Raw genomic sequence first — 25,483 nt, 5'->3', positions numbered from 1 at the left:
CTATTTTCGATTGGCTCGCCAAGTGATCCAATCATTTTTTGTACGAAAATGTTCACCTGTTACGGCAGTTAATGCATAATAGGTGATCTTTCGCTTTTCCGTTTCATCGACATTCAGCATTTCAAAAAGGAAAGGGAGCGAGTCCATACTTTTACGTTTTGCGATTTCCTCAAACGCCGGACGAAAAACATTCGCATCGGAGGTCTTTGCGGCATCCTCCAGGACGAGCCTTGCTGCATCTGTTTTGATGAGCCCAACTGCGGATAGAATTTGTGGCGCCATCTTGGGACGGTCCTGTAATAATTCCTTCAAAGCCGGAAGGGAGCTCTCATCCGCTATCGAGCCGATCGCCTCTAGTGCGAAAGTCACTAATTTAGGATCGCTATCTTTTAAGGCATTTTGCAAATCTGGAAGAGCCTCTTTGGCTCCCAAGATTCCAAGCGACCAAGCAGAACCGTAACGTCCAGATTTACTTTTCGAGTTTAAAACTTGCCTCAACACAGGTATGGATTTTTTATCACCTAACCATCCTAATGCTTCCGCAAACATATCTCGATCTGGTGTAGAGTCTAATAAGAGCATCTGTTCTAATTTTTCACGTCCACTTTTGTATCTCTGCCGTCCGATGATCCTTGCAGCACTACCCCATGCAAATTTTTTATCAGAATTTAAATACTGAATGGCCCGTTCCCCGGCAAAAGGTGCAGGAATTTCAGACAAAACATCTGTCACATACATTCGAGTTTCTGCTTCATCGATGTCAAGAAGTGGGAAGCTCAAAGCGACTGCCTTCGTGTCTCCGATTTCAATGAGTGCCATCGATGCATTTTCTTTTCCTTTGGAATAGTTTTCCTTTAAGGCATTTACTAAAACTTCAATGGCTAGTTTACTCTTGATTCGACCTAGGGCTAGGAACGAAGCAGCAAGGGTTGGTGAATCATCTTTAATTTTAGTTAGGTTAAGTAAGTATGTTTCACCTGACTTGGCTTTTAGCTTACCAATCGCCATCGCATACGTTTTGTCCTTCTCTCGATCTTTATTTGCAGAGGCCAACTTAACGATGGAGGGTCCTTGGTCGCTTGCTCCGATCTGGACAAGAGCTTCTACAGCCTGCAAACGAAGAGTGGAATCTTCAGAGTCTAGAAATCCATATATTTTTGATCCAGCCTTTGGATCCTTCATTCTAGATAAAGCATCGAGATAGATGTCTTTTGGATTTTCTTTATCCTTTTCTAAAAGTTCGGTGATCCGGATCGTAACACTTGTATCTCCTAAATCACTAAGGGCGATCGCCGCTCCAGCTCTCACTCCGGGCTCTTTATCGCCCAGAAGTATCCTTAATTTAGGAATCGCCTTTTTCTCCTTACGACTTCCTAACTGGATGCAGGCTTGCGAGCGGGTATACACATCTAGTGAATCTAGATTTTTTATGAGGACAGAAGATGGTACTTCCTCTTCCATGGGTTCTTCTAACATGAGTTTAGCTGGTCCTGTTTTTGGTTCGCAAGATATGAACGATAGAAAAAGCAAAAAAGAAAGAAATTTGATAAAGAAGATATGCATTGTCATTTTGAGTATATTTTAAACTGCCTTGTCAAATTTGTAAATTCGAAATAAAAAAGGCATAGAACCGATGAAACCATCGATGCTATGCCTTCAGGCATTCAAATTTGTTAAAGGTGAGGTTTAGCTTTTAGGAACTTGGCTGCGAACTTCTTCTAAAGTTGCTAATTCTTTTTTCCAAAGTTTTATGTCCTTCTCTGCGTTCACTTTATCGTTTGCATTGGCTGCATTATTTGCCATCCAATACTCGACCATTTGAATTCGAGACTCCAATTCATTGATTTTATAATCAAAGTATGCTTTCTGTTTTGCTGGGGCTGGTTTTTTGGGTTCCGCTCCAGGTAAAGAGCCTGCATCTGCCCACTTATTTTTTGACAAATCAGCGGCAAAGCTTGCATCCATAGCAGTAAAATCATCCAAAACCTGAAGAGCTTCCTTTTCTTCCGAATCAGATCGAAGCGGACGAATGGCTCTCGGAATATAGAAATTTTTTGGGTATTTCGCCGCAAAATCTCTCCACTCTTCCTTCACCTTCTCCCTATTATCTGGTTTTTTTTCCAAAGCCAAAGGCCAAAGCGATTCTGCTTGGCTTAGCTCGTCGTCTTCGGGTGCTGGTGCATCTGCGAATTCTGGATCATCGAATAACGATTTTGCCGTTGATCGAATCGTTCTGTCAGAATCATCATCAGAGTTTGCAGAACGTGCAGAGTCACTGCTCCTTCCATTCGTGAAAAGAATTAGTGTAACGAGGATTAGGGCCATTAACCCTAATCCTCCAAGAATCCATTTATTTCGTGAGCTCATTTTCATTGCCTCCGATTAAGTAAAGATTGACACGACCCAAGAAATTGCCTGACCAAAAATATTTTCAGAAAGGAAACCTTTTAAATCAATAGGATTTCGATTCAAAGAATCATAATACCAAGCAGTGTATTCACTAACTTGCGGAATCGAAAAACCATAACGTGTGTTAATTGATTTAATCAATTCATTTGCAAAAACTGAGTGACCATACATATTTGGGTGAACTCCATCCAGACCAAACATCCCAGGCTGGTTTGGAAGTGGCCAATTTGCTCTCGCATTTCCAGGTGTGTAACCTGAGGTGCTTCTTAATGGACGACCGTTTTCTTTGATGTCATCAAATATGATTTTTAAATCCGCTACGGCAAAGCGCATCGTTGCACCTTGTGCTTTGATTTCATTATTGAGCATGGTCAAGAAGTTCGAAATGGTAGCAATTTCCGTGGCATCTAAAACTTGGTTCGGGTCAGAAACAGAACTTCTGTAAAATGCTTTTAAGCCTGAATAATTCGCACGTCCGTTTGGATCCGTGTATTTTTCAAGATACGCGATTGCAGTCACGTTTGGAATCGTAAAGAGAACTCCACCTTTTAAAGAACCCATAGCAGACATTCTGCGAAAGAATTCACGTATGTCTCTTTTGTATCTGGCTTCATCTAAACAATCAATGGATGTATGGAGTGCCGTACAAAGTACATGATTGGCTCCAGCTGTTCCAAATAGGAAGCTAGGTTTTACTTTTTCCATGATCTGGGTTTGAGTTCCAGCATCACGCAATCCAAATTGGTGGAATTTGTCTGGTTCTTGGCAGTCTGCAACTGTCACCCAACGGTAAGTATACCAATACCAAGTTGCCCAATACCATTGTTTTTCTTGTTTTGTCGCCGTGATGTCAGCACAAGTGCCCGAGGTGCGGAGAAGCGTTGTATATTCGGCACCTGTGATGCCTGCGTGTGTGGGAAGGGATACGGTTGCTTCATTACCGCCGATGATTGAAGACGCAATGCAAATCACACCGCAATTCCACTTTAAGACATCTTCAAGATTGATATACGGTCCTTTCAAAACATTATAGGATACAGAAGTACCTGCTTGTTTCGAAACGAGGACAGGATAAGCCCAGTCTTGGGTTTTCTTTTCCACCGTTGCGCCAAAAAAACCATGGCTCAGCGAGTCGCCGACCACTCCTACTTTTTTGAACATTTCAGCTTGGGTCTGTGACCAGACAGGCAGATTGGTAAATAGGGCGATAAAGCTACCTATTGCGATGATTTTTTTCATTTTGTCCTCCGAACGAAACATAATTAACACATTTACGCCATTTGTAACATTTCTGCGCGTTTTTGAACGAGTGTCAAGAAAATTGAGAGAAAATTTTAGGGAAAAAGAGAATTTTTATGCATTTTCGCTTCCCCAAAGGATATTTTTCCCATTTTTGGAACGGTATGCAAAATCCGAAACAATCTCTGATCGCCTTGATATTAACGGTATGTTTTATGTCGCACGTCTCCCCTGTCTTCGCTGAGGCAAAAAAAAAGAAATCGGAACCATCTAACGCATCATACGTGCTCTTAGAATCCTTAGGTACTGTGGCCGCACAAGGGCTCTATCTCACTTACATGGCAATAGGGAGTCTCTCGGATGGATTTGTTTCACAGAGTTACGATAAGGATACGACCAAAACAATCATGACGTCTTATGTAAATCTATCTACTGTCTGCAAAAACCAACTGGGGAAGCTACTTCGTGAAGGGGAACTTTCAAACGAGGACAAACAAATTATAAAAAATATTGAAACGACCTATGGATATTTAATCTTACAAGGTCAGGCTATTTTAGATTTCATTGATACCGGTGATACGAATCACCTAAATGCATTCGAGACCAATCGAAAAGAAGCTGGAAGGCGGATTGATAAATTACTAAACTTATGAGTTTCGCTTCGTACTTGAAAATCGGAAAGATCTCGTTTGCATGAGGGTCCTTTTTATTAGAAAGGTTATGACGAGGATGCCTAAATAAACAATTAGCGAAAAAAGAAAACTCGCCAACCATTTGTTTTGCGTTAGAATTGTTAAATTTTGGAATATATATGTACGTAAAACTCCAAAAAATTTGGTCCTTGCAAGAATACCGGTCATAAAGAAAATGAAAAGCGCATGCTTGCCAATTTCCCCAAATAATAGACAAAAGATATTTTTTAGATAGTTTGGACCTCCTTCAGATGCGGACATGCAAAAAAAGAGATACATGAATTGAACGAAGGAAGCTGTGATAAAAATGTAACTCAACGACCAGTTGGTTTTACTCACGGGAAACACAAAAGAAAGTAGGAAGCCCAAGATCAGATAAAACAAGCCGATGAATAATCCGACATATCTTTTTTTATATTTTGATTCCAAGTGAGAGGAAAATAATCCTAAAACCACTGTCAAGAGAGAACAAAATGAAGTGAGAATCCCTTCGGGATCATAGACTTTACTTTCCTTCCAAATATGTTTTCCAAAAAAAAATTGGTCCAGTCTTGCCCCTAACGTAAATTCAATCGCAGGGGGATCGATGCTTAGTATTGGACCAGTTTCTCCATATACGAGAAAACGATTTAACAAAGCTAGCGTGATGGGAAGTGTGACCGAAACTACCATGGCAGATTTAAAATCAAAGAACCGAAAGAGAATCATGAGAATGATATAACAAAAGCCAATTCTTTGCAAAACACCAGGAATTCGAAAATCCTCCCAGTTTCCATTCGGGAAGAAAGAGAGCACCAATCCGCAAAAAATGAGAAGCAAAAAACGTAAAGTTGCATGCGTAAGCAAATCAATGTTTGATTGTGTAATTCTTTTTTGAAGAGAAAGTTGAATGCTATACCCGACGGTCCAAAGGAATATTGGGAAAACCAAATCCGCAATTTGAATGCCCTCCATTGCATGAGTAAACGGGGAGTAAATGGCATTCCAAGATCCTGGAAAATTGACAAGGATCATCAGGAAAATCGCAAATCCTCTCAGTTGATCAATGGCATTATTTCTCAGATAAAACTTCCTCTGGTATCATGATTTTGCAAAAGCGAAAGGATCGTAGATTCCTCGACCTCGTCAATGAGGGCTCCGCTTGCTTTGATATAAATAAGAATATCTACCCGATCCGCAGCGGGGATCTGTAGCAACTCCCGTAGAATTACCGATAACCTTTGAGAATTTCTCTCTCTTGGTGAAAGTTCTCGCTCTTTTTTCATAGAGAATTCAGTTGCAATTTTTTGACAAAACATTTCCCAAACTTTAATCGATTCTAATATTTCTTTTAAATCGATCTGATCTATTTTGTTTTCGACGCCGTTGAGACTACTTGAGAAAAGCATCATACGTAAATAATAATATAATGTGGGACTATTTAATAAGATCTTGCGAATTTCATTGACTCTTAAATTTACGAATATCTCAAGAAGCGTCTGCATAGTTTGAGAATTTTGTTCCAATATTTCAAAATAAGCCTCCCAGGTTTGAGGGTCTAAATTTGCAAGAAGGTGAATTTTTAGTGTCGGATCTTGATCCATCTCAGTAGAGAGAGCAAGTAATCGTAAGCTTTGCTCGGATGTTAACATGTCTTTAATCTGGAGGAAATAGGCAACAGCATCTACGTTTCCAACGGAAAGTTGTTTTCCGAATCCGAAGTAGATAAAATGAAGCAGAAGCATAGGTGAAAATTCAGAACTGTTTAAGATCTCAACAACTTTCGTGTCAGATCTGCAGATCCAAAGGTATTCGAAAACCATGTCTGCAAAGGCTGGGTCCTCATCCATATGCAGAACCCAATCCGCAAGCCCTTTATCATGAGTCAATGCTTCTAAAAAGTTAATAATTTCGCGTGGCGAAGAGTGTTTCCAGAAATCTGATTCTTTCCAACGCATTCATTTACTTTAACTAGAATATAGAATTAGTCAAGCATTCCAAAGTTAATTTAACTTGGATTCGACTCAAAGTTCGATTTAACCACATAGGATTTATCCCGAAAATGAAACAATGAATTGATTCCCGATTAACGGAAATCAAATGATGATGCTCAGATCCAAAATTTAGATAAATGCGTATCTCTTACCTTTCTCTGATATTTATGCCTCTTCAACCCAGACGGCATGAACGGTATCAAAAAATTCTTTTACCTTTTCAATTTTTCCATCCTTAAGTGTGAAGAGAAAATGATAATGGTTATTATACGATTTGCCATTTGATTTCCTTTTCGCATGGGATTCCAAAATGATACTTACTCGATTTCCTTCTGCAGTAAAATCGCCGAAACTAAAGAGAAAATTATCAAAGCTACGATGTAACATCTTTAAGCCTAAACTTATCTTACGTTTATCATAATCTCCCGATACTGCAATGTTCCCAAGGATCCACCAGTGTAGGTCCTCACTTAAAAGTTCGAATGCTTCGTTCATTTTTTTTTCATTCAATAGAGTGAAAAATGTTTTTACTACTTGTTTGTTATTTTCTGTTTCCATTTTACTACCTACTCTTTTTGCCTATGCTTGATTTCATCTGCTCTTTCATGCGCTCTATTACTTTTCTATCCTTGGTAAGCGAGTAAAGTCTTAGCCCACCCATATAAAGCATATATAAATCAATGCTATGTGACCTAAGTGTTTCAGGTTTCATTTCAGGCTTAAAACTTAGAATGCATTTTTCTACTGTTTCCAATACAAATTGCAATGATTTATTCTTATGCAGATCAAATTGAGGTAAATGAGACAATTCTCCGCAAAATAAGGCGATCGGGCAGTCTTTTCGCGATGAATGCCTTTGGTCTCTTACAATAAAATTTACCCACTTTTCGATAAAATCCTCTAAATCTGAAGATTTTCCGAGCACCTTTAACATGACGATGCCTTGCTGTTCCGAAAGATAAGTCAAATATTCGAAACCAAGTTCATCCTTAGAATCGAAATGATCGTATAACGTTTTTTTATACGCACCAGCCTTTTCTAAAATCTCGGAAATTCCTGTCGATTGGAATCCTTTTTCTCGGAAGAGTGTAAAAGAACTTTCTAATATTTTTTGTTTTGCTTTCATAAAAGTAAGACCGATCGGTTCACTATTTTACTTCTCTTCCTACTGACAAGCGTGAAAGTATAGCTAAAATCATATCAAAAATTTTATATCTTTATTAATTCACTTATCTATCAGTTGTAAAAGATTCAGAGAACTAAAAATGAAAGAACTTATCTTTAGATTCCATCCATACATCCTCATCGCTTTCCCCTGCCTTCTTGCCGAAATATTGGGTGCCATTACGATTTTCTCGGGGAAATTCTTAATCTCGGAATATCTTTTGAAGCTCCCCGTGTCGAAATTTCAAATGCCTTTGCTGGGACAAATCATGTTCCTATTTTTAGAAGTAATTTACATTCTAAGCAATATTTACTTTCTTTTACCTGTTTTCCAGGCTCATAAAAACGGGAAGATCTCACAAAACAACCGATTGATTGTTGCAAGGACAAGAATTTTTAACTTTCCTCCCTTTGTAATTGCCTCGATTTGGACTCTCAATATTGCCGAAAACACAATCTTGTATTTTTTTAAACCTGATTTTTTTACAACTTTGCCATTTCTTTTCACTGCCATCGTCTCAACAGTGTTAACTGCCGTTTTTGTTTATTACGCCACTGAGTTTTTTAATCGATTTTTACTAATTCCATATTGGTTTTCTGACGGAAAAATAAAAGTATCTTGGAAGATTCGTGTGCCCTCTCTCTTTTTACGTTTTGGAGATACATTTCTTATAAGCGGCATCTTTCCTGTCTTATCGATTCTAGGAATTATATTGATCACTCTTCAAAATGGAGTGCACGACCAAAAAGAATTAGAACGGGTAATGTATGTTTCTCTTAGTATTGGTGTGATATTCTGGATTTTTGGTGGTATACTGACCTTTCTGAATAGCAAAACTTTTCTTTACCCGCTCCAATCAATGGAGAAGGCTTTAAAAAAATACAGTGACGGTAATTACAAAGAGCGCATAACAGTTCATAGTGATGATCAATTGGGACTTTTAGAAGCAACTGTTAACCAAATGGGAATCGAACTTGAAGAAAAGGAAATCATTAAGACCGTTTTCGGACATTATGTATCGCCTGCTATACGAGATATGATCCTTGGCGGAAAGGTCAAAACTGAGGGTGATAAAATTGAAGCGGTTGTTTTATTTACAGATATTCGTTCCTTTACCTCTCTTTCTGAAAACCATGCACCCGAAAATATTGTCAAACTCCTGAACATTCATTTTACGAGGATTGTAGATATCGTGAGCAGGAACGACGGTTTCGTAGATAAATTTATCGGAGATGCCGTTATGGCAGTGTTCGATGCTGAATTGACTGGTGGGCATCATAAACTTTCTGCCCTCAGAGCGGCAGCCGAGATTTTAAAAGAACTGGAAGAGACAAACAATGAAATTTCGCAGTTTGGTTTCGAGCCTTTAAAAATAGGCATAGGCATTGCTTCAGGACCTGTCATTCGAGGAAATATCGGTTCAGCAAACAGGCGAGAGATGACGGTAATTGGTGATACAGTAAATTTAGCCAGCCGCTTGGAGTCCGCCACCAAAGATTTTGGAATTCCCATTCTGATCACAGAATCTAGTTTTGATCAGGCATGTTCCGAATATAAGCCCCTGCAAAAAAAAGCAGAAGAATTTATGCAGGTGCGCGGCAAGACAGAATTAGTAAAAGTTTTACTTTTAGAATTGTCTAATTTACGATAGATCGAAAATGAAAAGACCGATTTCAAGAAAAAATCTTTTTGCCTTTCTAGGGATTGGTACATTGGGAATTTTCATTTTACCATTTGTCTCTCGAATCAAGAACTGGCATTTCTTAGGAGCAAAACCCAGCATGAATTCATCAGCAATTAAAAGTGTTTCGCCTATGGGCTTCCAATGGGAAACGGAAGATCCTTTTTTATTCTGTGTCCACCACGAAGACTTTTACCCAAAAGCAAATTCCCATTTTGGACCTGATGTCAGTCTTTCTGGAAGAAACATTGGACAGGATTTTGAAGTTAAAGACGGCTTTCGCATGTATCATGGGGAAAAAATACCAGGTTTTCCCAGCCACCCTCACCGAGGTTTTGAAACTGTTACTGTCGTTAGGACCGGTTTCATAGACCACTCAGACTCGATGGGCGCTGTTGGCAGATATTCTGCAGGTGATGTCCAATGGATGACAGCCGGGTCCGGCATCCAACACTCTGAAATGTTTCCTTTGCTAAATCAAGATGCCAGTAACCATCTTGAGCTATTTCAGATTTGGATCAACTTACCAAAAAAAAATAAAATGGTAAAACCACATTTCACTATGCTTTGGAATGAAACCATTCCAAAATTAAAATTGAAGGATGGAAATAAAAACATTACGATTGAACTTGTTGCGGGATCTTTAAATGGAACAAAGGCGCCTTCTCCGCCTCCCGATTCTTGGGCGGCCGACGAAATTAACAAAGTTTCGATTTGGATCCTTCATATGGAGTCTGGTGCAAAATGGACACTTCCAAAAGCAGAGATTGATTTAAATCGTAATTTATATTTTTATTCTGGCGATTCCATGAAAATTGCAGACCAACCGATTTCCAAATATCATAAAATTGGTATACAATCACAAACTGATGTTTTACTAGAAAACACAAGCAATGAGGATATCAGTCTGTTGTATTTGGAAGCAAAGCCTATAAAAGAACCTGTCGTCCAATACGGCCCGTTTGTCATGAATACGCGAGAAGAAATTGAAACAACTTTCAGAGACTTCCAGAGGACCCAATTCGGAGGCTGGCCCTATCCGACCACAGAGCCTGTGCATGGTCGTGAGCTCGGTCGCTTTGCTCGTCATGCGGATGGCAAAGAAGACCATCCTCCAGCTAACGCATGAACCGTTTTTTTCACATGGACAATAGGCGAACTTGAATCGAAAAAAAAAGGCATTGCGCACCTTTCGTTTGTAAAAATGCGAAAGGTGTGTTAGGGAGAGATTGGCACCTTCCCACGAGCCACACCCCTCCACCCTAACTCGGGTGGGGGTTCGATTTACGCCCGAATCTATTATGTCACTTCGTTTTTGTTTGGCATTGTTCCGGATTGCCGAATCCCTTCGAAATTCCAACTGACATTTTCCCATATTCCAAGGATTTAATCTTTCCTTCTATGCACAGATTGATTGTTGTTAGCCTCAATTTTCTAAGTAGCGCTACCTTACTTGCGAACCGAACTCAGCCTACTTTCGTAGGCTCATCCTTAATGCATTCAACACAACGGATACCGAACTGAATGCCATAGCCGCCCCACTGACCCAAGGGGCCAGAAGTCCAGAAGCTGCGATCGGAATCCCAATCAAATTATAACCGAGTGCCCAAACAAAATTTTGTCTGATATTGGTCACGGTGTCCTTTCCGATTCTTATGAGATCTACAATCCGAACTATATCACCCTTAACCAAAACGACATCCGCGGTACTGATGGCAACATCTGAACCAGTCCCCATAGCAATACCAACATTGGCACTCGCAAGAGCAGGTGCATCATTAATACCGTCTCCCACCATAGCACTAAAGCTTGTCTTTGACATCAATCGTTTCAATACCTTCGATTTTTCAACTGGTAACAAGGAACCATACACATTTGAAATCCCGACCATTTTTGCTATTTTTTCTGCTGAAGCTAAGGTATCTCCCGTTAGTAACACTGGTTCTACGCCGATAGATCTAAGAGCACTGATCGCATCTTTTGCTTCTGGCCGGAGAGTATCTTCAATGCCAAAAGCAACAACACCTGTATTTTTGCCTTTAATTCCCACATACACAGGCGTCACTCCGTCCTCATTCCATGCTTTCACAGTCGTCGCTATCGCAGCAGAAATTTCAATTCCATTATCTTCAACAAACGATAATTTGCCGATAAAGTAATTGTCTCCCTCAAAGCTTGCCTGAATCCCTCCACCAACAATGGTCGTCGACATTGCGTGTTCTTTCGCCTCGATCTTGATTGATTTCCCGAAAGAAACAATCGCTTTAGCTAATGGATGCCCTGAACTTTCTTCGATCGCCATCACATTGTGTAAGACTTCTTTCCAAATTGGGCCATCTACATCGAAATCTGTCACTGTATTCACAACTCTTGGTTTACCTTCCGTTAAGGTACCGGTTTTATCAAATCCAATGAGATTAATTTTTGATACAGATTCCAAAGCCTCAGCGCTTCGAAATAAAATCCCTTTTTTAGCAGCACGACCAGTTCCCACGAGTAAGGAAATGGGTGTCGCAAGCCCCAAAGCACATGGACAAGCAATCACAAGAATCGCAATGGATGTTTCAAGCGCTGTTGCGATTTCGTAAGGATTCAAGAAAAAATACCAAACGAAAAAATCCAATATGCTAATCAAAACAACTGCTGGCACAAAATAGGCAGAGATTTCATCCGCGATCCGCTGGATTGGTGCCTTAGTGCCCAGTGACTCTTCCACTGATTTGATGATGGAAGATAAAGTTGTTTGGTTACCAACCTTTGTGGCGACAAAGACGATGGTTCCATTTCCATTGACGCTACCGCCTAGGACCATATCTCCTTTACTTTTTTCGACAGGCAAACTCTCTCCAGTTAGCATCGATTCGTCGGCAAAACTTTCACCTTCTTCGATTTTACCATCAGCCGGAAATTTTTCACCCGCCTTCACCTGGATTAAGTCTCCTACTTTTAAATATTCGCTCGGAACGATAGACCAGCTTTCTTTATTTTTCACGAGTGCATTTTCAGGACGAAGCTTTAAAAGCGCATTGATTCCATCGCTACTCTTACCTTTTGCGACATGCTCTATCCATTTTCCAGCTAGGATAAATGTGATGAGTATGGCCGAAGTCTCAAAGTATAAATCCTTCCCCACCAAACTATAACCATATGCGCTAGAAGTGCCGAGTACAACTAGAACATCCATATTCGCGGTTTTATTCCTCAAAGCACGAAAGGCAGACAGGTAAAACGGAAACCCAATGAGAAACTGAACGGGTGCCGCGAGAATCGCCTGTACCCATCTATCCATCAGAAAATGGGGCATGGGCAAGAATCCCAGGAATTCAAAATGCGTGACCATTCCGTAAAAGAGAGGCAATGAGAAAAGAGCTGCGAGAAGAAACCGAAGTTTCAGAGTTTTTACATATGCCTTTTGTTTTTTTTCTGTTTCCGAAAATTGATTCGCATTGTGTACGCTCGCAGTATACCCAAGAGACTCGATCCGTTCAAATATTTTTTTATCGGTTAACTCTTGTTTTGTTTTAAGGAATACAGATTCCCGTGCAAAATTGACACGGACTTCATCCACTCCTTCCAATTTGGACAGACCTTTCTCAATCCGAAGAGCACAATTAGCACAAGTCATTCCAAAGACATCGAGCGTGAATTCACGCCCGACATTCGATTCGCTAAAGTGTTTACTTAGCGTTTCCAAGTGTATACCCTTCCTCGTCCAATTTCTCCTGGACCAATTTGTACTCGCTACCTGTCAATGTTTCATGCAGAGAAACAATTTCTGAATCAACATCTGCGGTTGCTAGTTTACCAATCGCTTTAAAAGTTTTTTCTACTGTCATTTTGCAATGATCGCAAGTCATACCTGAAATTTCGTAATTAACCATGATGATGCTCCTTTTTTTCGTTCAATGGAAGGACGTATTTTGTTTGGGCGCCCTTACTTCCCGCGCGCGTGGGGATTAGTATGAGCTCCCCCTTGCTGACTGAAACTCCCTTAGGGAATTCGCAATAAAAATGATCAGGGTGGGAACTACAGCTTAAGGCGATTTCCTTACCATTGGATAGCACCTTTCCTAACACGCTAGAATCTTTGGAAATAGGATTTTCAAAATTGATATCTAGAAGATAGATTTTGAATCCCAAATCTTTGTAACTCGAGACTTCCGTATGAAAAGCACCCGGCATCCGAATTTCCCCTCCATGCGGACCTGGTTTATGCTCCCCATGGGCAAAGATACTTTGGGCAGATACCAGTCCGAAAAGTACTGCCAGTTTTAATAAATTTTGTTTTGGTTTCATGTTGACTCCTTTAGTGAACATGTTACCCAGTCTAAACCTTACAACTATTGGAAGGTCAATAAGCGTTTTAGAAAAAAAACGCATTTTTTAAATTTTTTTTTCATTTGGGGATCGAGGGGGAATATATGAATATTGGGCAACTTTCTAAGGAATCTGGAGTCAGCACCAATCTAATTCGACATTATGAGGAAATCGGCCTCATACAGATGGCAGGTAGGAGCGAAAATGGGTATCGCTTTTACCTTGAGGAAGATGTGCACTACTTACGTTTTATCAAACGTGCGCGGGAGCTTGGATTTTCTTTGGATAGCATCAAAGATTTGTTAGGTCTTTGGAAAAACAAAACACGTAGCAGTAAACAAGTAAAACAACTAGCGGCCAAACACTTGGAAGATTTGGAACACAAGCTCAAACAAATGCAAGATATGGCAAATACTCTCAAACATTTAGTTCATAGCTGTCACGGAGATCATAGACCTGACTGCCCGATCTTAGAGCGATTTGAAACCTAACCTATTCAAGGTGCGCTTTTGCTCCTGTCCTGCCAAGGCACGAGAGGAGGCCCGACGTATCCCTTACGCGAAGATTAAAACTAAAAACCCACACCCGATCAAAATGCAGAGCGGATTATAAATACGTTTCGTGTAAGAAACAAAAACCGGATTCCAGAATTTGGTGATGAATGGTAAATATCCTAAAACACCACGTAAAATAAAAATAAAGGCTAAAACATAACAGAACACATTTAAGAAAAGATTCATTAGGTGGTTAAAATGGAATGCCTCTTTGTTCAACCAAAGTATGGGAGTTAGTGCTGCCAAAAATAATCCAAAGGCAACAACCAAACATGCGAACATAGAAGGAAACGTTTCCCCTCTTCCAAAGACCTTATCAATTAAGTCCTGTTTTGTTTTACCTGGCCAAAGTCCACCAATGGCCCAGTAAATATGTAGAACAGAAAGAAGTGATAAGAGGAATGAGAGGATAAGTATCATTTTTTGATCAACGTCAGGATTCCTTTCCTTGCCGCTTCAGTAATCACTGCCAGTTTTGCCTTGTCAGCATCGGGAAGCGTCGGAGGGATTTCAGTGATCGCCGGGACTGATGCCGACGAGACAAAGGATTTGCTCGCTGCGTCATACAATTTGGAATTTACAAGAATCCCTTTTTGCGATGAGATAGGAATGCCGAAAATAGTAGAGGTGATGGCTACTTCTTCTGAAGTCACGAGTAGTAAGTAATCAAATTTCCCCAGTTTATTCGCAATAGTGATCACTACATCCACTGCTTGGTTTGATTCGGTAAGAGTCGAATTCACAATTTCTTTCGTTTTAGATTTCAAATCTTCAGGCACAGTTGGTAAGGTTTTTAAGGAACCTGTAATGAGAACGATCCCCGATGTAAACGCACCGACTTCACTTGCCTCCGTCAAATGAGGGATAGAGATCGTAAAAACACTCTTCCCTTTGATTTCAATGGAATCTATCTCCGAAACACGTGTTTTTGTCGGAGATGTAGAACAATTTAAGACAGAAATGAGAAGGGAAAGAACCGCGATATATTTAAGCATTTCAACCTACCTTTTTGTTTGCCATCTTAACAATTAACTCCGACATAGACGAGAAATTTATTACCAGAAAAATCAGTCCGTGTTCCGAACGATTATTTGCTCAACGGCTCAATTTTGTTTCGACAGAAATGGGAAGAAATGATTAGATGTCTAATCAATTATGCATATAGTTAGGCTCTCACTTTCTTACCTGTTCCTCTTGAGTTTGTTTCAGTGTGCCCTGCTCGATCCTGCGGCAGATATGGAGACTTCCGTAAAAGGAAGTGATGCCAAAAAACGAATCAGTGCATCGATTTCTCAAGCAGAAGTGACGGCGACTTCGCTCTGGATCTCGCAAAACGGTATGCAGGGTGGCGGATCGGCCATCTTACCTCTTTTGGTCATCAATGGAATCTTAGCACAAATCTTATACCCAGTAGTCTCCTCCATCTCCGACTCTGAATACTACAGAGAATTTTCGGTTGCCCAATGTGAAAGTGACATCGAAACCAAGGGTGCATTGGCACTCGGACTTGCTTACGAATCCCTCGCTCCCGCTGGGAGTTTGGGACCACTGAGAGATGCAGCATTACTTTCTGCTCTTAGTTCTTGCCATCTTGAGAAGTCACCTAAGATCCTAGACTTGTCTAAAAACATTAAACTGTAAGCGGAGTTTCCATATGCACATCAAAAAAATACAACTTGCTCTCCTCTTCACAGTCCTTGCTCTCAATTGCCACCCTCAAGTAAAGGAGGATAGCGGTGCCATGGCGTTATTATACGGTGGAATCACCACCAGCTGCTCGAGTATCAACGACTGTTTTGACAAATATGTAAAAACAACGGATGAAGGAGCTAGTCTACAAATATTTGATAGCACCGGAAATCGCATTTATGCTCGTCAATCGATCTTAAATTACGATACTTACAAAGCCATAGCCTCTGGTTCAAAGTGGGTTACTGCGGTGACAGCTATGAGAGCTATTGATTGTTCTGCTGGAAATGCGGGCACGTGTGGCCTCCTAACTACGAATAAATGCCAATCTTCTGGCACCAATATCAGTTTGAATACAACTACAGGCCAAGCACTCGGTTGGAGTGGCACAAAAGGAACGATCACGCTGAGACAACTCCTCTCCTTTACCTCAGGTCTCAACGCACCAGGTGGTACTGGATCTGGCCAGGCGAGTTGTATCGCAACCCTACCGGCGTTAGCGACAAGTGATGAAAAAGATAAATGCGTAGAATCCATTCGCGACACTTCCACGGGAACACCTGGTGCACTTTTTCAATATAACTCCAATCATATGGCCGTGGCCCAAAGAATTTTAGAAAAGTCTTGTTCCTTGACTTGGACACAGATCTTTACTTCCGCTATCGTTACCCCTCTCGGTTGGGATTCTAACCAAGCACTCTGGAAGGGTAATTTCACAGGATCAAGCGACACTGCTACAGATGGAAGCTTGTCGGGAGCATATGGGCTCACGATTTCACCGGAACATTATGCCCGGATGATGCAGGCACTCTTACGAAGTGGAACCGCAAAATCTTCCAGCGGCGATTTGGCTAATTTTTTAACTGCCTCTTCGGTGTCTGAGATTCTCAGCGACCAATACCAAGGCGCTACCATTGGCTATTCTCAATTTTCAGCCTTTGGTTACAAGTGGCAATATGGCTTAGGGAACTGGCGCTATTGCACGGCTACAACCAATCCCACAGAATGTGATAAAGATTTAATCTCACATAGCATCGGCATCAACGGATTTTATCCATGGATCGACAGGAACAAGGGTTATATGGCGATTCTTGCGGTTAACAATTTAGGTGTTAAAAATGGACTTTCGCTTTTACCACCGTCATCAACCTCATTATTTTTTTCAGAAACGATTCGGCCGTACATTCACACCTTGATCGGAAAATAGGTATTGTTCTCAAAAGAAGTCGTTTATTTTGGAGGGTCAATTTTCCCGAAATCAGCCAACTAACAATTCATTGTTGGACACAATACAATCGACCATTGTTTGTACATACGATACTCCCACCAAATAATAGTGATTGAAAGGTAACGGAATTTCCAACAGAGTATGGGCCGTTCCCTCCTGTAACTGTCCATCCAGTGCATCCTCCATCAGCGGTCCAGTCGTTGGCAGCAGAAAATCCCGTCCAGATGGCATCTCCAGCCGTGTAAACCGAGTTTGCCAAATTTGGACCAAAAAGGTAAATGGATGCTGCATTTGTTGTCATGATAGGTAGCCCCGTCGAACGTGTGTACAACTGGTTCGGTAGTAAAACCCAGTCTATTTGTCCGTCTCCCGTGTTTGCGGTAACAGATGCGACTCGAACTCCGGGATGTACAATCAATGCTTTATAGCTTCCCGTGTTTACTGGTTTGTTTGAATCTGAATTACAAAGAGAATCAGCACCAGAAATCCCGCCTAAATTTCCTTGAGTCAAATTGGAAACAAAGATGAGCTTTCTGTAGTCCCTATTCGTTATTGCAGTGCTCGACCCAGAGAGTCCATTAAAAGATGTGTCGGAACTCACGGAAGGTCCAAAAGTCAGAATAAAATTTGCGCTGACACCATAGTTTACATCGTCCAGTCCTGTGACAGTAACGGTTTGCGGAATGTTCCAGTTAGCCGACGTAAAGGAGAGCGAGGAAGGTGCGACAGTTGCCTGGGAGGAGGGAGACACCCCCAAGGGAAGTGTGACTGCCGCATTAGGCTCCTTGGTTAATTTAAGAGTGACCGAGTCTAGACCTCCATTTTTAAGCGTAAAGCCAAGTGAGGGAGCAGATACCGTTACTCCAGAGGATACTGGTACTGATGTCGCACCGGTTTCATCTGACGGTTTTGTAATAATTGTCTGAGTTGTTGGTCTTGGCGCTCCGCAGAGAGTCATATTTGGATTTATAGCCGAAAGTAAAAATTGAAGTATTAAATACTTCTGAGATGTTGTATCGCATGAATTTGATGCGAGAGCTGGTTTGCAGGAAGTAAAGGACAGGCAGAATGAAAAAATAAAGAGCAAAATCGCAAAATGATTCAAATTTAAATTCCAAACCCTAATGATCCCATGATTTATAAACAATACCCGAAAGTAAATTATAATCTGAAGTATTTGTACGACTTGTACGCGATCATCATCCATCATATACATTTATTTATTCGAATTTTGATGTTATTACATCTCTTCTTTTTGTTTTTTGGATTGAGATTACTTTCAACGATTGTTTGATCCCTGACTTGCTTGATTGGGAATTCTATTTACACTTAGAAACGCTGTTCACAAAACTAGAAAGATAATACAAAAATATGATCGAGAATCAACGTGTCGTAACGATCCGATTCGCAGGTTGCAAAGCCGGATAGTATTTTCCCTGAGTCCTAGTTGATTCCCGTAATTGATTACGAAAACTAATGGAATCATATTCTTACGTAGTTGCTTTTTCAATCAGCAAATCAAAAAATCTTTCCAGGTATAACAAAACGACAATGAGAAAATTCTCCTGTGATAAATTAAAATGAGCTCAGAAGTTAATTCCAACGTCAGAAATAGATTCTCTTGGAAAAGCTCCTCGCTCTCCCTTCAAGAGATGAATTGGGCATTAACTGCCTTTGCTAAGGTTGCTCAGACAAAGGCGACTTCGCAGTCGATTCCATTTTTACTCGAATCGATTTGTGAAACTTTAACACTCGAGTCACCATATCTCCTAGCGTGGGTGGGTTTGGCTGAAAATACGCCAGAAAAGTATGTCTCAGTATTAGCAGCTGCAGGTCCAGCTAAAGGTTATTTAAGTGGCCTGGAAGTTAGTTGGTCTGAAGATTCTCCGTTGGGGCAAGGTCCCACTGGAAAGAGTATTAGAAGTGGACAACCACACGTTTTATCAGATTCCCAAGGTGACAAATCGTTTTCATCTTGGACGGAGAAGGCATCTGCTTATGGCATTCGGTCAAGCCTATCCATTCCTATTAACGGCTACCCGGATGGCAGATTGGCGTTGATGATATACTCTTCTGAGCCATTGGCATTTGAAAATCAGATCCTACAAATTTTCCAAGCTATGGCAGATGAGGTAGCTCATGGCATTAAAAAGTTAGATCTCAATGTCCAACTCGCAGCCGAGAAAACACAAAATTTAAATGCGCAACGACAGTTAAATGAGATACTTTATCAAACAATAAAGGCTTTATCTTTAACGCTTGAAAGTCGAGATCCCTACACCGCAGGACATGAAGACCGCGTCTCTAAAATTGCATGTGCAATCGCAAAAGAAATGGGATGGAGTGAATTTCGTGTCCAAGGTTTACAGCTCGCGGCGATGGTACATGACATCGGGAAGATTGCTATACCAAGTGAGATTCTTACCAAACCATCCAGGCTAAGTGCGACGGAAATGGCATTAATTCGCGAACATTCCGAAACGGGATTCCGTATTCTCAAAGATATCTCCTTTCCCTGGCCTATTGCTCGGATGGTCAGAGAACATCATGAGAAGCTCGATGGGTCAGGCTATCCGCGTGGGATCAGTGGCAGTGAAATATTACTTGAGTCCCGCATACTGGTAGTCGCAGATATTGTTGAATCTATTTCTTCGTTTCGTCCATATCGACCGGCATTGGGATTTGAGGTGGCATTAGAAGAAATCAAACGTTTGGCTGGCATACAATTGGATGCAGATGTTGTAGAAATCTGCATCCAATTATACTCCGAACATCCAGAACAATTTCATTCCTAGTATTTCTAAATTTTAGCAGCTTACTTGCGTTTAATTATCCACTCAGCGACCAGGTAGTTGATCAACCAACCTGACGCCATTGCGAAATCACGGATGAGACCAGTTGGAAGACTCCCATCCATAAGTAGCCAAGGTAGGTGAGTAAAAACTTGTGTTCCTGCACCAAGACCCAATGCATATGCACGTGTCATCCAAGCACCATGTGAATTAAAATTACGAGCTAATACGGCGCGAACCGCAAGCACTAGACTCGCCAACATCGTAAGTCCTACAACCAAACGAACGTAATATAGCGTTGGCCCATCCGTTTCAAGTTTTGGAAAAACAATTGTTAGATATAATCCAGTTACGGCAGCCATGACTCCTGCGAGAACCATCACCCTCCCAGAAAGCCGATGCCAACGAACATAACGTTCGCGAATTCTCGTTGAGAATTGAAAGGCACCAAAGATCGAGAAAATTGAAGCAACAGAGATATGAAGGATCACAGACATTCCTTCAATGAAAAATCTTTCATTTTCGACTGTAATTGGACCTCCCTGAAGGATTGTACCTATGCGAAATAATCCAGCAAGTACGGGAACAACGGAAAAAAGAACCAATCCGAAAGGAATATAATAATATTTAATGAAATTCATAAGTAATCCTTATTCTGTTTTAAGCTAATGGCAAATAAAAAAGAAATCATACACGCACCAACACCGAGTGCGAAAACTGCTGGGTATCCGAACGTATTGGCGACAAGGCCTGAAATAGGACCAGTGATGCCAAGAGCAAGATCAAAGAAGGCAACATAGGCACCTAGAGCAACACCTCTATACTTTCCTTCAAGGTTTTTTACCGCTTCAACTCCAAAGGCGGGAAAAACAAGCGAGTAACCAAAACCAGTAAATGCAGCACCACATAACGCAAGTAAAGAAGAACCCGCTTGCCATATCATCACTTGGCCGATGATTGTGATCCCGGTAGACACCATTGCAACCTTTTTTCCCCCAAAGGTATCGGGAGTCTGCCCAAAGAAAACTCGAGCTATGACGTATGTGATTCCAAAAATTGTCATTAACCAGGGAGCATTTTCCCAGTGGTTTTGTTTAAAGAGCAGCGCACTAAAGCCAGCAATTCCAGCAAAACTCACGGCAGCAAAGGCTAGTCCCATCCCTTGTTTCCAAACCAAAGGTAAAACTTTGTAAAAAGGTATTCTCTCTACACCTGTCGCCGGAGATGAGGCAACTAACATTGAAATTAATCCTGCGAGGAACGGGAGCAAAATAGCTAACGTTATCGCGCCTGGAAATCCAAAGTAACTTAAAGAAAGAAAACTAAGTGGGGACGATGCTGCGATGGATCCATACATTGCCATTCCGCTCCAACTCATAACCTTACCCGCATTTTTCGGTCCAGCTAGTCCAATGCCCCAAGCAAGCGCCCCGGTAATCAGCAAACTCTCGGAGAGACCTAAGAGGAAGCGACCCGAAATCAGAACAATTAGACTGACATAACCACTCATGGATACTGCCACAAGTGTCAAGGTGCCAGAAAAGAGAGCTAACAACAGTCCACGACGAACGGCAACTTTTGGACCCTTTAAATCCGCTAAAGTACCCGAATGATGCCGTGAGACCAAAGTTATTACCGATTGTAAACCAAGAACTAAGCCAACCCAAATATCATTAAAACCTAATACATCACGAATGAAACTTGGTAATGTAGCAAGAGGAATCCCAACAGAAAAAAAACCAAATAGAACGATTAAAGCAATCAGTATAACTTGATACATGCATTCTACCTCACTTGTTTCCCATGAAATATAACTCTTTTAGAAGCAGGGCACTGGCAAACAAACCAAGACCATAAACTGTATGGATTGCAATGTTTCGGACTCGCACCTGACTCGGTTTGGGAGCTTTCGAAGCAGCGACACCTACTCCCATCGCTGGTTGCATGAGTAGCCAAGGCGCAAATACGGTACCGAGCCCGACGATCAATGCAGGTAAGAAAGTAGGCTCATGCAACCACTCTTCTCCCCAAATGATAGGAAGAAGAAACGCAAATGTGATTCCAATGGCATAGTGAGAAACCCAACCAAGAAGCGTTTCGCCGGGTATCGCCTGACTTTTAGAAATCGATTGGTGGACTAATCTCCCTCGGAACATATGACCCACCCACCTGCCCAATAGACCTAAATCTAAAGAGATAACGCCCATAGACTTGAAAAGTAAGTAGCGCCAAAAATCCATTAGTAACGTCGCGCCAATTCCAAGTAAAGCAACCCTGAGATAAAAAACCAATGAATGATCCATTTTGTGCCTCCACAAGATTCATTATTTCATTCTATCGTTTGATTGAATGTTTTTGTGTCTACTTTTTTTTACTCACAAAAAAACTCCTCCCGAGGAAAAAAATTGGCGCATTTTCACAATTACCTAGCATTCCTGAACCCTTAAATTTCTTCTGAAAGGATCAAAAAAGACTAGAAGAAGAATATTCTGCGATGATTCAGGACTACAAAAAAAAATTAAGATATCTTATTCGGGAGGTACTTCGGAAGATCAACAAGACAGAGACACATATCAAACCGAGTAGGCTTAGCATTTTTCATTTTATTTTGAAAAAATTTTAGAAACAAGAGTCTTACCGAAGTATGGTGACCGTTTCTTTACCGTTTCCGGGGGATGGGAATCTGGAAAAATCTTTTTTGGTTATCTGGCCTTTTTTTCGGATTGGGTTTTGCCGGTGTTAGGTTACTTGCAAACCGCGTGAACTTTCCTGAATAGGAATCAATTACAAATTAGGCAATCTTTGTAATACTACTTTTATCTTCCATGCTGATATTTTTTGCTAGCGGAACAGAAGGTCGAGCAGGGATTACTGCTAAAATGCGGTAAATTTTAGCTTAATAGAATGCATAAATTCTTTGGTGAAGCTAAGCTAAAAAGAAGAAGTTCTTTCACGAAATATGTTTGTTAAATCTAAAAAATCATTGATAGAGTCAATGTTAAATGTACAAGGATCAATTTCAGTTGAGGGTATCTTTAATTTTTTTAGAATCTCGTGAGTCCATGATGTCATGGCCGAATTCATGGGTTGGATGCAGCCATACTGACGCCAAATGTGTTGATCCTCCCGCAGTATGATTCGATATCCAGAAGTGCTATATTGAAATTTCAAATCAAATGGTTCTCTTTCATATTCAAAATTTTCTAAAGCCCAATAACCTGGAAAACTCATAAATTCTTCGATTGTGTATTTACATTCGTTAGCATTAGGTTTTGTTAACTGAAGTAAAATTTTGAACCGCAATTCTTCATCTGTAAAGATGACTAAAGTATTGTTCTCTACTTTAAGAATAGCATGAGATTCCTTTCTTAATTCACTTTCAAATAAATACTCCAGATAGAATTTTATAGCATTTAATTCATTCTGGATTTTAGCAATTGTTCCGAGGCTCTCCAACCTTAGCATATTTTTTTCATTATGAATCATAATCCAGCCGCTGCTTAGTGGTCTTTTTAAATCATCATATAAATTGATCACACCAAATTGTTTTGTCTGTTTCAGAAAGATGGGAGCAATTTCGATTTCTTCCCAGGATTTAAACAATTTCAAAATTAACCTACTACCCCTTTTGAATCATGAGATCGTTACTCTTCTTAATTTGAAGTCTTCAAAAACTTGTACTTCGTCCTACATTTTCGGTGAAGCTAACACTATCATCAAGAGGTATTTTGAAAACTACAAATGTTTCAAAGGTCAAAAGGAATGGCACGGCCTCGTTATGTCTCATGGAAAATTAAACCGCAGCTTACCGATTTTTTCTAAAAAAATATAGTCGCGTTTAAGCAGACTTAATCTTCATAATGAGCAATCTGTCGGAGATGCAGAGGATTCCATTTCTGATGCAAATCTATGCAATTTTTGTATTCCTTAAAGACTTAATTCAGATTTAACATTGCTAGTTAGCTTAAGAAGTAAAAATTACTTCAATCGGAAGCAAAAAAATGGATAAAAATAAAATTATTTCGGATCTAAGAGATGTTCTACCTATCATTGACTCCTTTCTTACCGAAAACGGAAACAAAAAAATCAAAGAAGAATCAGACCCTTGGATTCAATCAACTCGTATGCATGTTTATGAAAATAAATTATTTCTAAAAAAAGAACAAATGAATGTTATAAAAAAATATACATACAATTTAAAAGCAGAAAAGGAACAGGATTATTTTTTTATACAAAATGAATCGGGTGACAAAGATCGTGTTATCTGGGTTAATTCTGATGATTACCAGTCGATGCAAAAACAAAAAATTGGAATAGAAAATTGGGATAAAGAGCAAGAGGAAAATTCAAATAGAATCCAAAATCAAATCGAAGATTTGAAAAAATTTAAAAAAATAACTCAACCCCTAAGTATAAAAATACCATCAAAAAAATTTGAAATAACATTGGATACATACAAGCATTTTGATAGAATCGAGGTACTATTGAAAATTCTGAAAGATCTTGAGGTTGAACTTTTATCCAGTAGCACACAACCCGATGGAGTCAAATGGTATCTTCTTGATCGAATTGTTTTAATTCCTACTTCTTGGCATGAATGGTTATCAACAGGAGAGAAGCCTTATTTTTCTTTCGGCTATACTAGCTTAGATGGTTTAACGTGGGACTGGAATCAAATAAACATAGCAGACGAAGATACCTATATTAAATATAAATTTAATATTAGGTAAGAAGAAATACCTCTCATCCAATACTTTCCTGAATGCCCTAGATTGCTAAGCTCTGATGAGAGCGGAGATTGTAAATTCAAGAATCAAAAAACAATCGAATGGATGTTAATGTGTGAATTTTCGATTCTCTACCTATCGAGCTTTTTTTTGCATGCTGCTTGTCCGGGTGGTAAGGAGGCGAATTTTACTTTCCTTAAACTTTACATTACGCACTCACCAAGTGAAAAGTATTATTTATGGGGTATGTTTCTACTCACAATGTATCACTATATACCAATACTGATTGACTTTTTTTGAAACCTTGAAACTCAGAACAAAAAAAATCTTAGTCCTGGCTTGCACTTGGGACGCCGCCTACATCAACTTACGTTAAACAAACGATTTTTGCTTGAAGAGATGATTGAAAAGAGTTAATTTTGCATGGACTAGTCCCAAAGAAGCCTCCTCTACCTCATAATAGTCTGCATTGAAAATAATGATTCAATTAGTTTCGGTGGGAAATTACTTTCGAAATCTGGTTTTATTTCTGTGGAGAAAAACTTTGAAAAGACACATAACATCTCTTCTTTAAAATAAAAATACGCACTTAACATCAGAAAATTTTTATCAAATTGAGTTTCAATTGTTTAGATCATCATTTTATGATAAGGGAAAATCTGCACCTTCCCACGAACCACTCCCCTCCACCCTAACTCGGGTGGGGGTTCGATAGATTGACGTTCTTATTATGTCTCATCACATCTCTTTCTCTAGACACAAAAAAGCCCCACGTCTTAGGTGAGGCTTCTATCTTTACTTTAACCATTTAACTGGCATTTGTTTTAGGTTGTTTCCAACCAATCATTTCCAATATTCAACACAGAAACAGTCTGGGAGACTGTTTCTAGACGACGAAGGTTGAAAACCGAGGAGTGCTTTCGGAGCGAAAGCCAACTTTCGTCATTTACAATATACAACGTAGCGTGACCATTCCGATTCATCTAACAAGGGATGGTTAAATTGTTCCTTTATAAA

25 protein-coding genes are annotated in these 25,483 nt (G+C 40.1%); 8 read left to right on the top strand and 17 right to left on the bottom strand.

Annotation, left to right across the window (positions count from 1 at the left end):
• From EHQ58_RS18280 to EHQ58_RS18270, 3 genes are all read right to left on the bottom strand, one after another.
• Window positions 1-1,569, bottom strand: coding sequence for a HEAT repeat domain-containing protein (locus EHQ58_RS18280; RefSeq protein ID WP_246047439.1), 1,569 nt, complete (start codon window positions 1,567-1,569; stop codon window positions 1-3).
• 117 nt (window positions 1,570-1,686) lie between these two features.
• A complete protein-coding gene (locus tag EHQ58_RS18275; RefSeq protein ID WP_246047438.1) occupies window positions 1,687-2,367 on the bottom strand; it encodes a hypothetical protein in 681 nt (226 codons plus the stop codon).
• Between the two features lie 15 nt (window positions 2,368-2,382).
• A complete protein-coding gene (locus EHQ58_RS18270; RefSeq protein ID WP_135625512.1) occupies window positions 2,383-3,648 on the bottom strand; it encodes a hypothetical protein in 1,266 nt (421 codons plus the stop codon).
• 116 nt (window positions 3,649-3,764) lie between these two features.
• Between EHQ58_RS18270 and EHQ58_RS18265 the strand changes: the two genes are divergently transcribed.
• Window positions 3,765-4,301: a hypothetical protein gene (locus tag EHQ58_RS18265; RefSeq protein ID WP_135625511.1), complete on the top strand. Its 537-nt coding sequence runs from the start codon at window positions 3,765-3,767 to the stop codon at window positions 4,299-4,301.
• On the opposite strand, the gene EHQ58_RS18260 is transcribed toward EHQ58_RS18265, so the two are convergent.
• The 4 genes from EHQ58_RS18260 to EHQ58_RS18245 form a co-directional block, all read right to left on the bottom strand.
• Window positions 4,296-5,387, bottom strand: coding sequence for a DUF5009 domain-containing protein (locus EHQ58_RS18260; protein WP_281277134.1), 1,092 nt, complete (start codon window positions 5,385-5,387; stop codon window positions 4,296-4,298). The two genes, EHQ58_RS18265 and EHQ58_RS18260, sit on opposite strands and share 6 nt — an antisense overlap.
• A gap of 11 nt (window positions 5,388-5,398) precedes the next feature.
• On the bottom strand, window positions 5,399-6,277 hold the full coding sequence (locus tag EHQ58_RS18255; protein ID WP_135625509.1) for an LBF_1199 family protein: 879 nt from the start codon (window positions 6,275-6,277) through the stop codon (window positions 5,399-5,401).
• A 201-nt stretch (window positions 6,278-6,478) separates the two neighbouring features.
• Complete coding sequence (locus EHQ58_RS18250; RefSeq protein ID WP_135625508.1) at window positions 6,479-6,871, bottom strand: nuclear transport factor 2 family protein; 393 nt, start codon at window positions 6,869-6,871, stop codon at window positions 6,479-6,481.
• Between the two features lie 4 nt (window positions 6,872-6,875).
• On the bottom strand, window positions 6,876-7,439 hold the full coding sequence (locus EHQ58_RS18245) for a TetR/AcrR family transcriptional regulator (protein WP_135625507.1): 564 nt from the start codon (window positions 7,437-7,439) through the stop codon (window positions 6,876-6,878).
• Window positions 7,440-7,578: 139 nt separating this feature from the next.
• Here EHQ58_RS18245 and EHQ58_RS18240 point away from each other — a divergent pair, with 139 nt between their 5' ends.
• Window positions 7,579-9,129: an adenylate/guanylate cyclase domain-containing protein gene (locus EHQ58_RS18240; protein WP_135625506.1), complete on the top strand. Its 1,551-nt coding sequence runs from the start codon at window positions 7,579-7,581 to the stop codon at window positions 9,127-9,129.
• Window positions 9,130-9,259: 130 nt separating this feature from the next.
• Window positions 9,260-10,288 (top strand): pirin family protein, encoded by a 1,029-nt coding sequence (locus tag EHQ58_RS18235; RefSeq protein WP_135625505.1) that lies wholly within the window; start codon window positions 9,260-9,262, stop codon window positions 10,286-10,288.
• 342 nt (window positions 10,289-10,630) lie between these two features.
• On the opposite strand, the gene EHQ58_RS18230 is transcribed toward EHQ58_RS18235, so the two are convergent.
• From EHQ58_RS18230 to EHQ58_RS18220, 3 genes are read right to left on the bottom strand one after another with little or no spacing between them, the layout of a single operon-like run.
• Entirely contained in the window at window positions 10,631-12,784 is a 2,154-nt protein-coding gene (locus EHQ58_RS18230; RefSeq protein WP_135625538.1) for a heavy metal translocating P-type ATPase, read from the bottom strand.
• A gap of 52 nt (window positions 12,785-12,836) precedes the next feature.
• Window positions 12,837-13,040, bottom strand: a complete 204-nt coding sequence (locus EHQ58_RS18225) for a heavy-metal-associated domain-containing protein (RefSeq protein WP_135625504.1) — start codon at window positions 13,038-13,040, stop codon at window positions 12,837-12,839.
• Window positions 13,033-13,455 carry a hypothetical protein gene (locus EHQ58_RS18220; protein WP_135625503.1) on the bottom strand — a complete coding sequence of 141 codons (423 nt, stop codon included), beginning with the start codon at window positions 13,453-13,455 and terminating at the stop codon, window positions 13,033-13,035. Before EHQ58_RS18220 ends, EHQ58_RS18225 begins: the two co-directional genes overlap by 8 nt.
• A gap of 125 nt (window positions 13,456-13,580) precedes the next feature.
• Here EHQ58_RS18220 and cueR point away from each other — a divergent pair, with 125 nt between their 5' ends.
• Window positions 13,581-13,967, top strand: a complete 387-nt coding sequence (gene cueR / locus EHQ58_RS18215; RefSeq protein ID WP_135625502.1) for a Cu(I)-responsive transcriptional regulator — start codon at window positions 13,581-13,583, stop codon at window positions 13,965-13,967.
• Window positions 13,968-14,030: 63 nt separating this feature from the next.
• Here the strand turns inward: cueR and EHQ58_RS18210 are convergent, their stop codons facing one another.
• Both EHQ58_RS18210 and EHQ58_RS18205 read right to left on the bottom strand, forming a co-directional pair.
• Window positions 14,031-14,450: a DUF3995 domain-containing protein gene (locus tag EHQ58_RS18210; RefSeq protein ID WP_135625501.1), complete on the bottom strand. Its 420-nt coding sequence runs from the start codon at window positions 14,448-14,450 to the stop codon at window positions 14,031-14,033.
• On the bottom strand, window positions 14,447-15,025 hold the full coding sequence (locus tag EHQ58_RS18205; protein ID WP_135625500.1) for a hypothetical protein: 579 nt from the start codon (window positions 15,023-15,025) through the stop codon (window positions 14,447-14,449). The genes EHQ58_RS18210 and EHQ58_RS18205 overlap by 4 nt, the downstream gene beginning before the upstream one ends.
• Before the next feature lie 199 nt (window positions 15,026-15,224).
• Between EHQ58_RS18205 and EHQ58_RS18200 the strand changes: the two genes are divergently transcribed.
• A complete protein-coding gene (locus EHQ58_RS18200; RefSeq protein WP_246047437.1) occupies window positions 15,225-15,671 on the top strand; it encodes a TIGR04452 family lipoprotein in 447 nt (148 codons plus the stop codon).
• Between the two features lie 13 nt (window positions 15,672-15,684).
• Window positions 15,685-16,926 (top strand): serine hydrolase domain-containing protein, encoded by a 1,242-nt coding sequence (locus EHQ58_RS18195; protein WP_135625499.1) that lies wholly within the window; start codon window positions 15,685-15,687, stop codon window positions 16,924-16,926.
• Between the two features lie 67 nt (window positions 16,927-16,993).
• Here EHQ58_RS18195 and EHQ58_RS18190 read toward each other — a convergent pair whose 3' ends face one another.
• A complete protein-coding gene (locus tag EHQ58_RS18190; RefSeq protein ID WP_167883687.1) occupies window positions 16,994-18,052 on the bottom strand; it encodes a DUF1554 domain-containing protein in 1,059 nt (352 codons plus the stop codon).
• A 475-nt stretch (window positions 18,053-18,527) separates the two neighbouring features.
• Between EHQ58_RS18190 and EHQ58_RS18185 the strand changes: the two genes are divergently transcribed.
• Window positions 18,528-19,742, top strand: coding sequence for an HD domain-containing phosphohydrolase (locus tag EHQ58_RS18185; protein WP_135625497.1), 1,215 nt, complete (start codon window positions 18,528-18,530; stop codon window positions 19,740-19,742).
• Window positions 19,743-19,762: 20 nt separating this feature from the next.
• On the opposite strand, the gene EHQ58_RS18180 is transcribed toward EHQ58_RS18185, so the two are convergent.
• The 4 genes from EHQ58_RS18180 to EHQ58_RS18165 form a co-directional block, all read right to left on the bottom strand.
• On the bottom strand, window positions 19,763-20,380 hold the full coding sequence (locus EHQ58_RS18180; protein ID WP_135625496.1) for a DUF2306 domain-containing protein: 618 nt from the start codon (window positions 20,378-20,380) through the stop codon (window positions 19,763-19,765).
• Window positions 20,377-21,519, bottom strand: a complete 1,143-nt coding sequence (locus tag EHQ58_RS18175; RefSeq protein WP_135625495.1) for an MFS transporter — start codon at window positions 21,517-21,519, stop codon at window positions 20,377-20,379. The genes EHQ58_RS18180 and EHQ58_RS18175 overlap by 4 nt, the downstream gene beginning before the upstream one ends.
• 10 nt (window positions 21,520-21,529) lie before the next feature.
• A complete protein-coding gene (locus EHQ58_RS18170) occupies window positions 21,530-22,042 on the bottom strand; it encodes a DUF2938 domain-containing protein (protein WP_135625494.1) in 513 nt (170 codons plus the stop codon).
• A 628-nt stretch (window positions 22,043-22,670) separates the two neighbouring features.
• A complete protein-coding gene (locus tag EHQ58_RS18165) occupies window positions 22,671-23,348 on the bottom strand; it encodes a hypothetical protein (protein WP_135625493.1) in 678 nt (225 codons plus the stop codon).
• Window positions 23,349-23,740: 392 nt separating this feature from the next.
• Here EHQ58_RS18165 and EHQ58_RS18160 point away from each other — a divergent pair, with 392 nt between their 5' ends.
• The gene (locus EHQ58_RS18160) at window positions 23,741-24,469 is read left to right on the top strand and encodes a hypothetical protein (protein ID WP_135625492.1); all 729 of its coding nucleotides are present in this window, start codon (window positions 23,741-23,743) and stop codon (window positions 24,467-24,469) included.
• Window positions 24,470-25,483: the final 1,014 nt, after the last annotated feature.

The sequence above is a fragment of the Leptospira ognonensis genome, assembly GCF_004770745.1.
In the GTDB taxonomy this organism is placed as follows: Bacteria; Spirochaetota; Leptospiria; order Leptospirales; family Leptospiraceae; genus Leptospira_A; species Leptospira_A ognonensis.
This window is presented reverse-complemented; position numbering and strand designations above follow the sequence as displayed.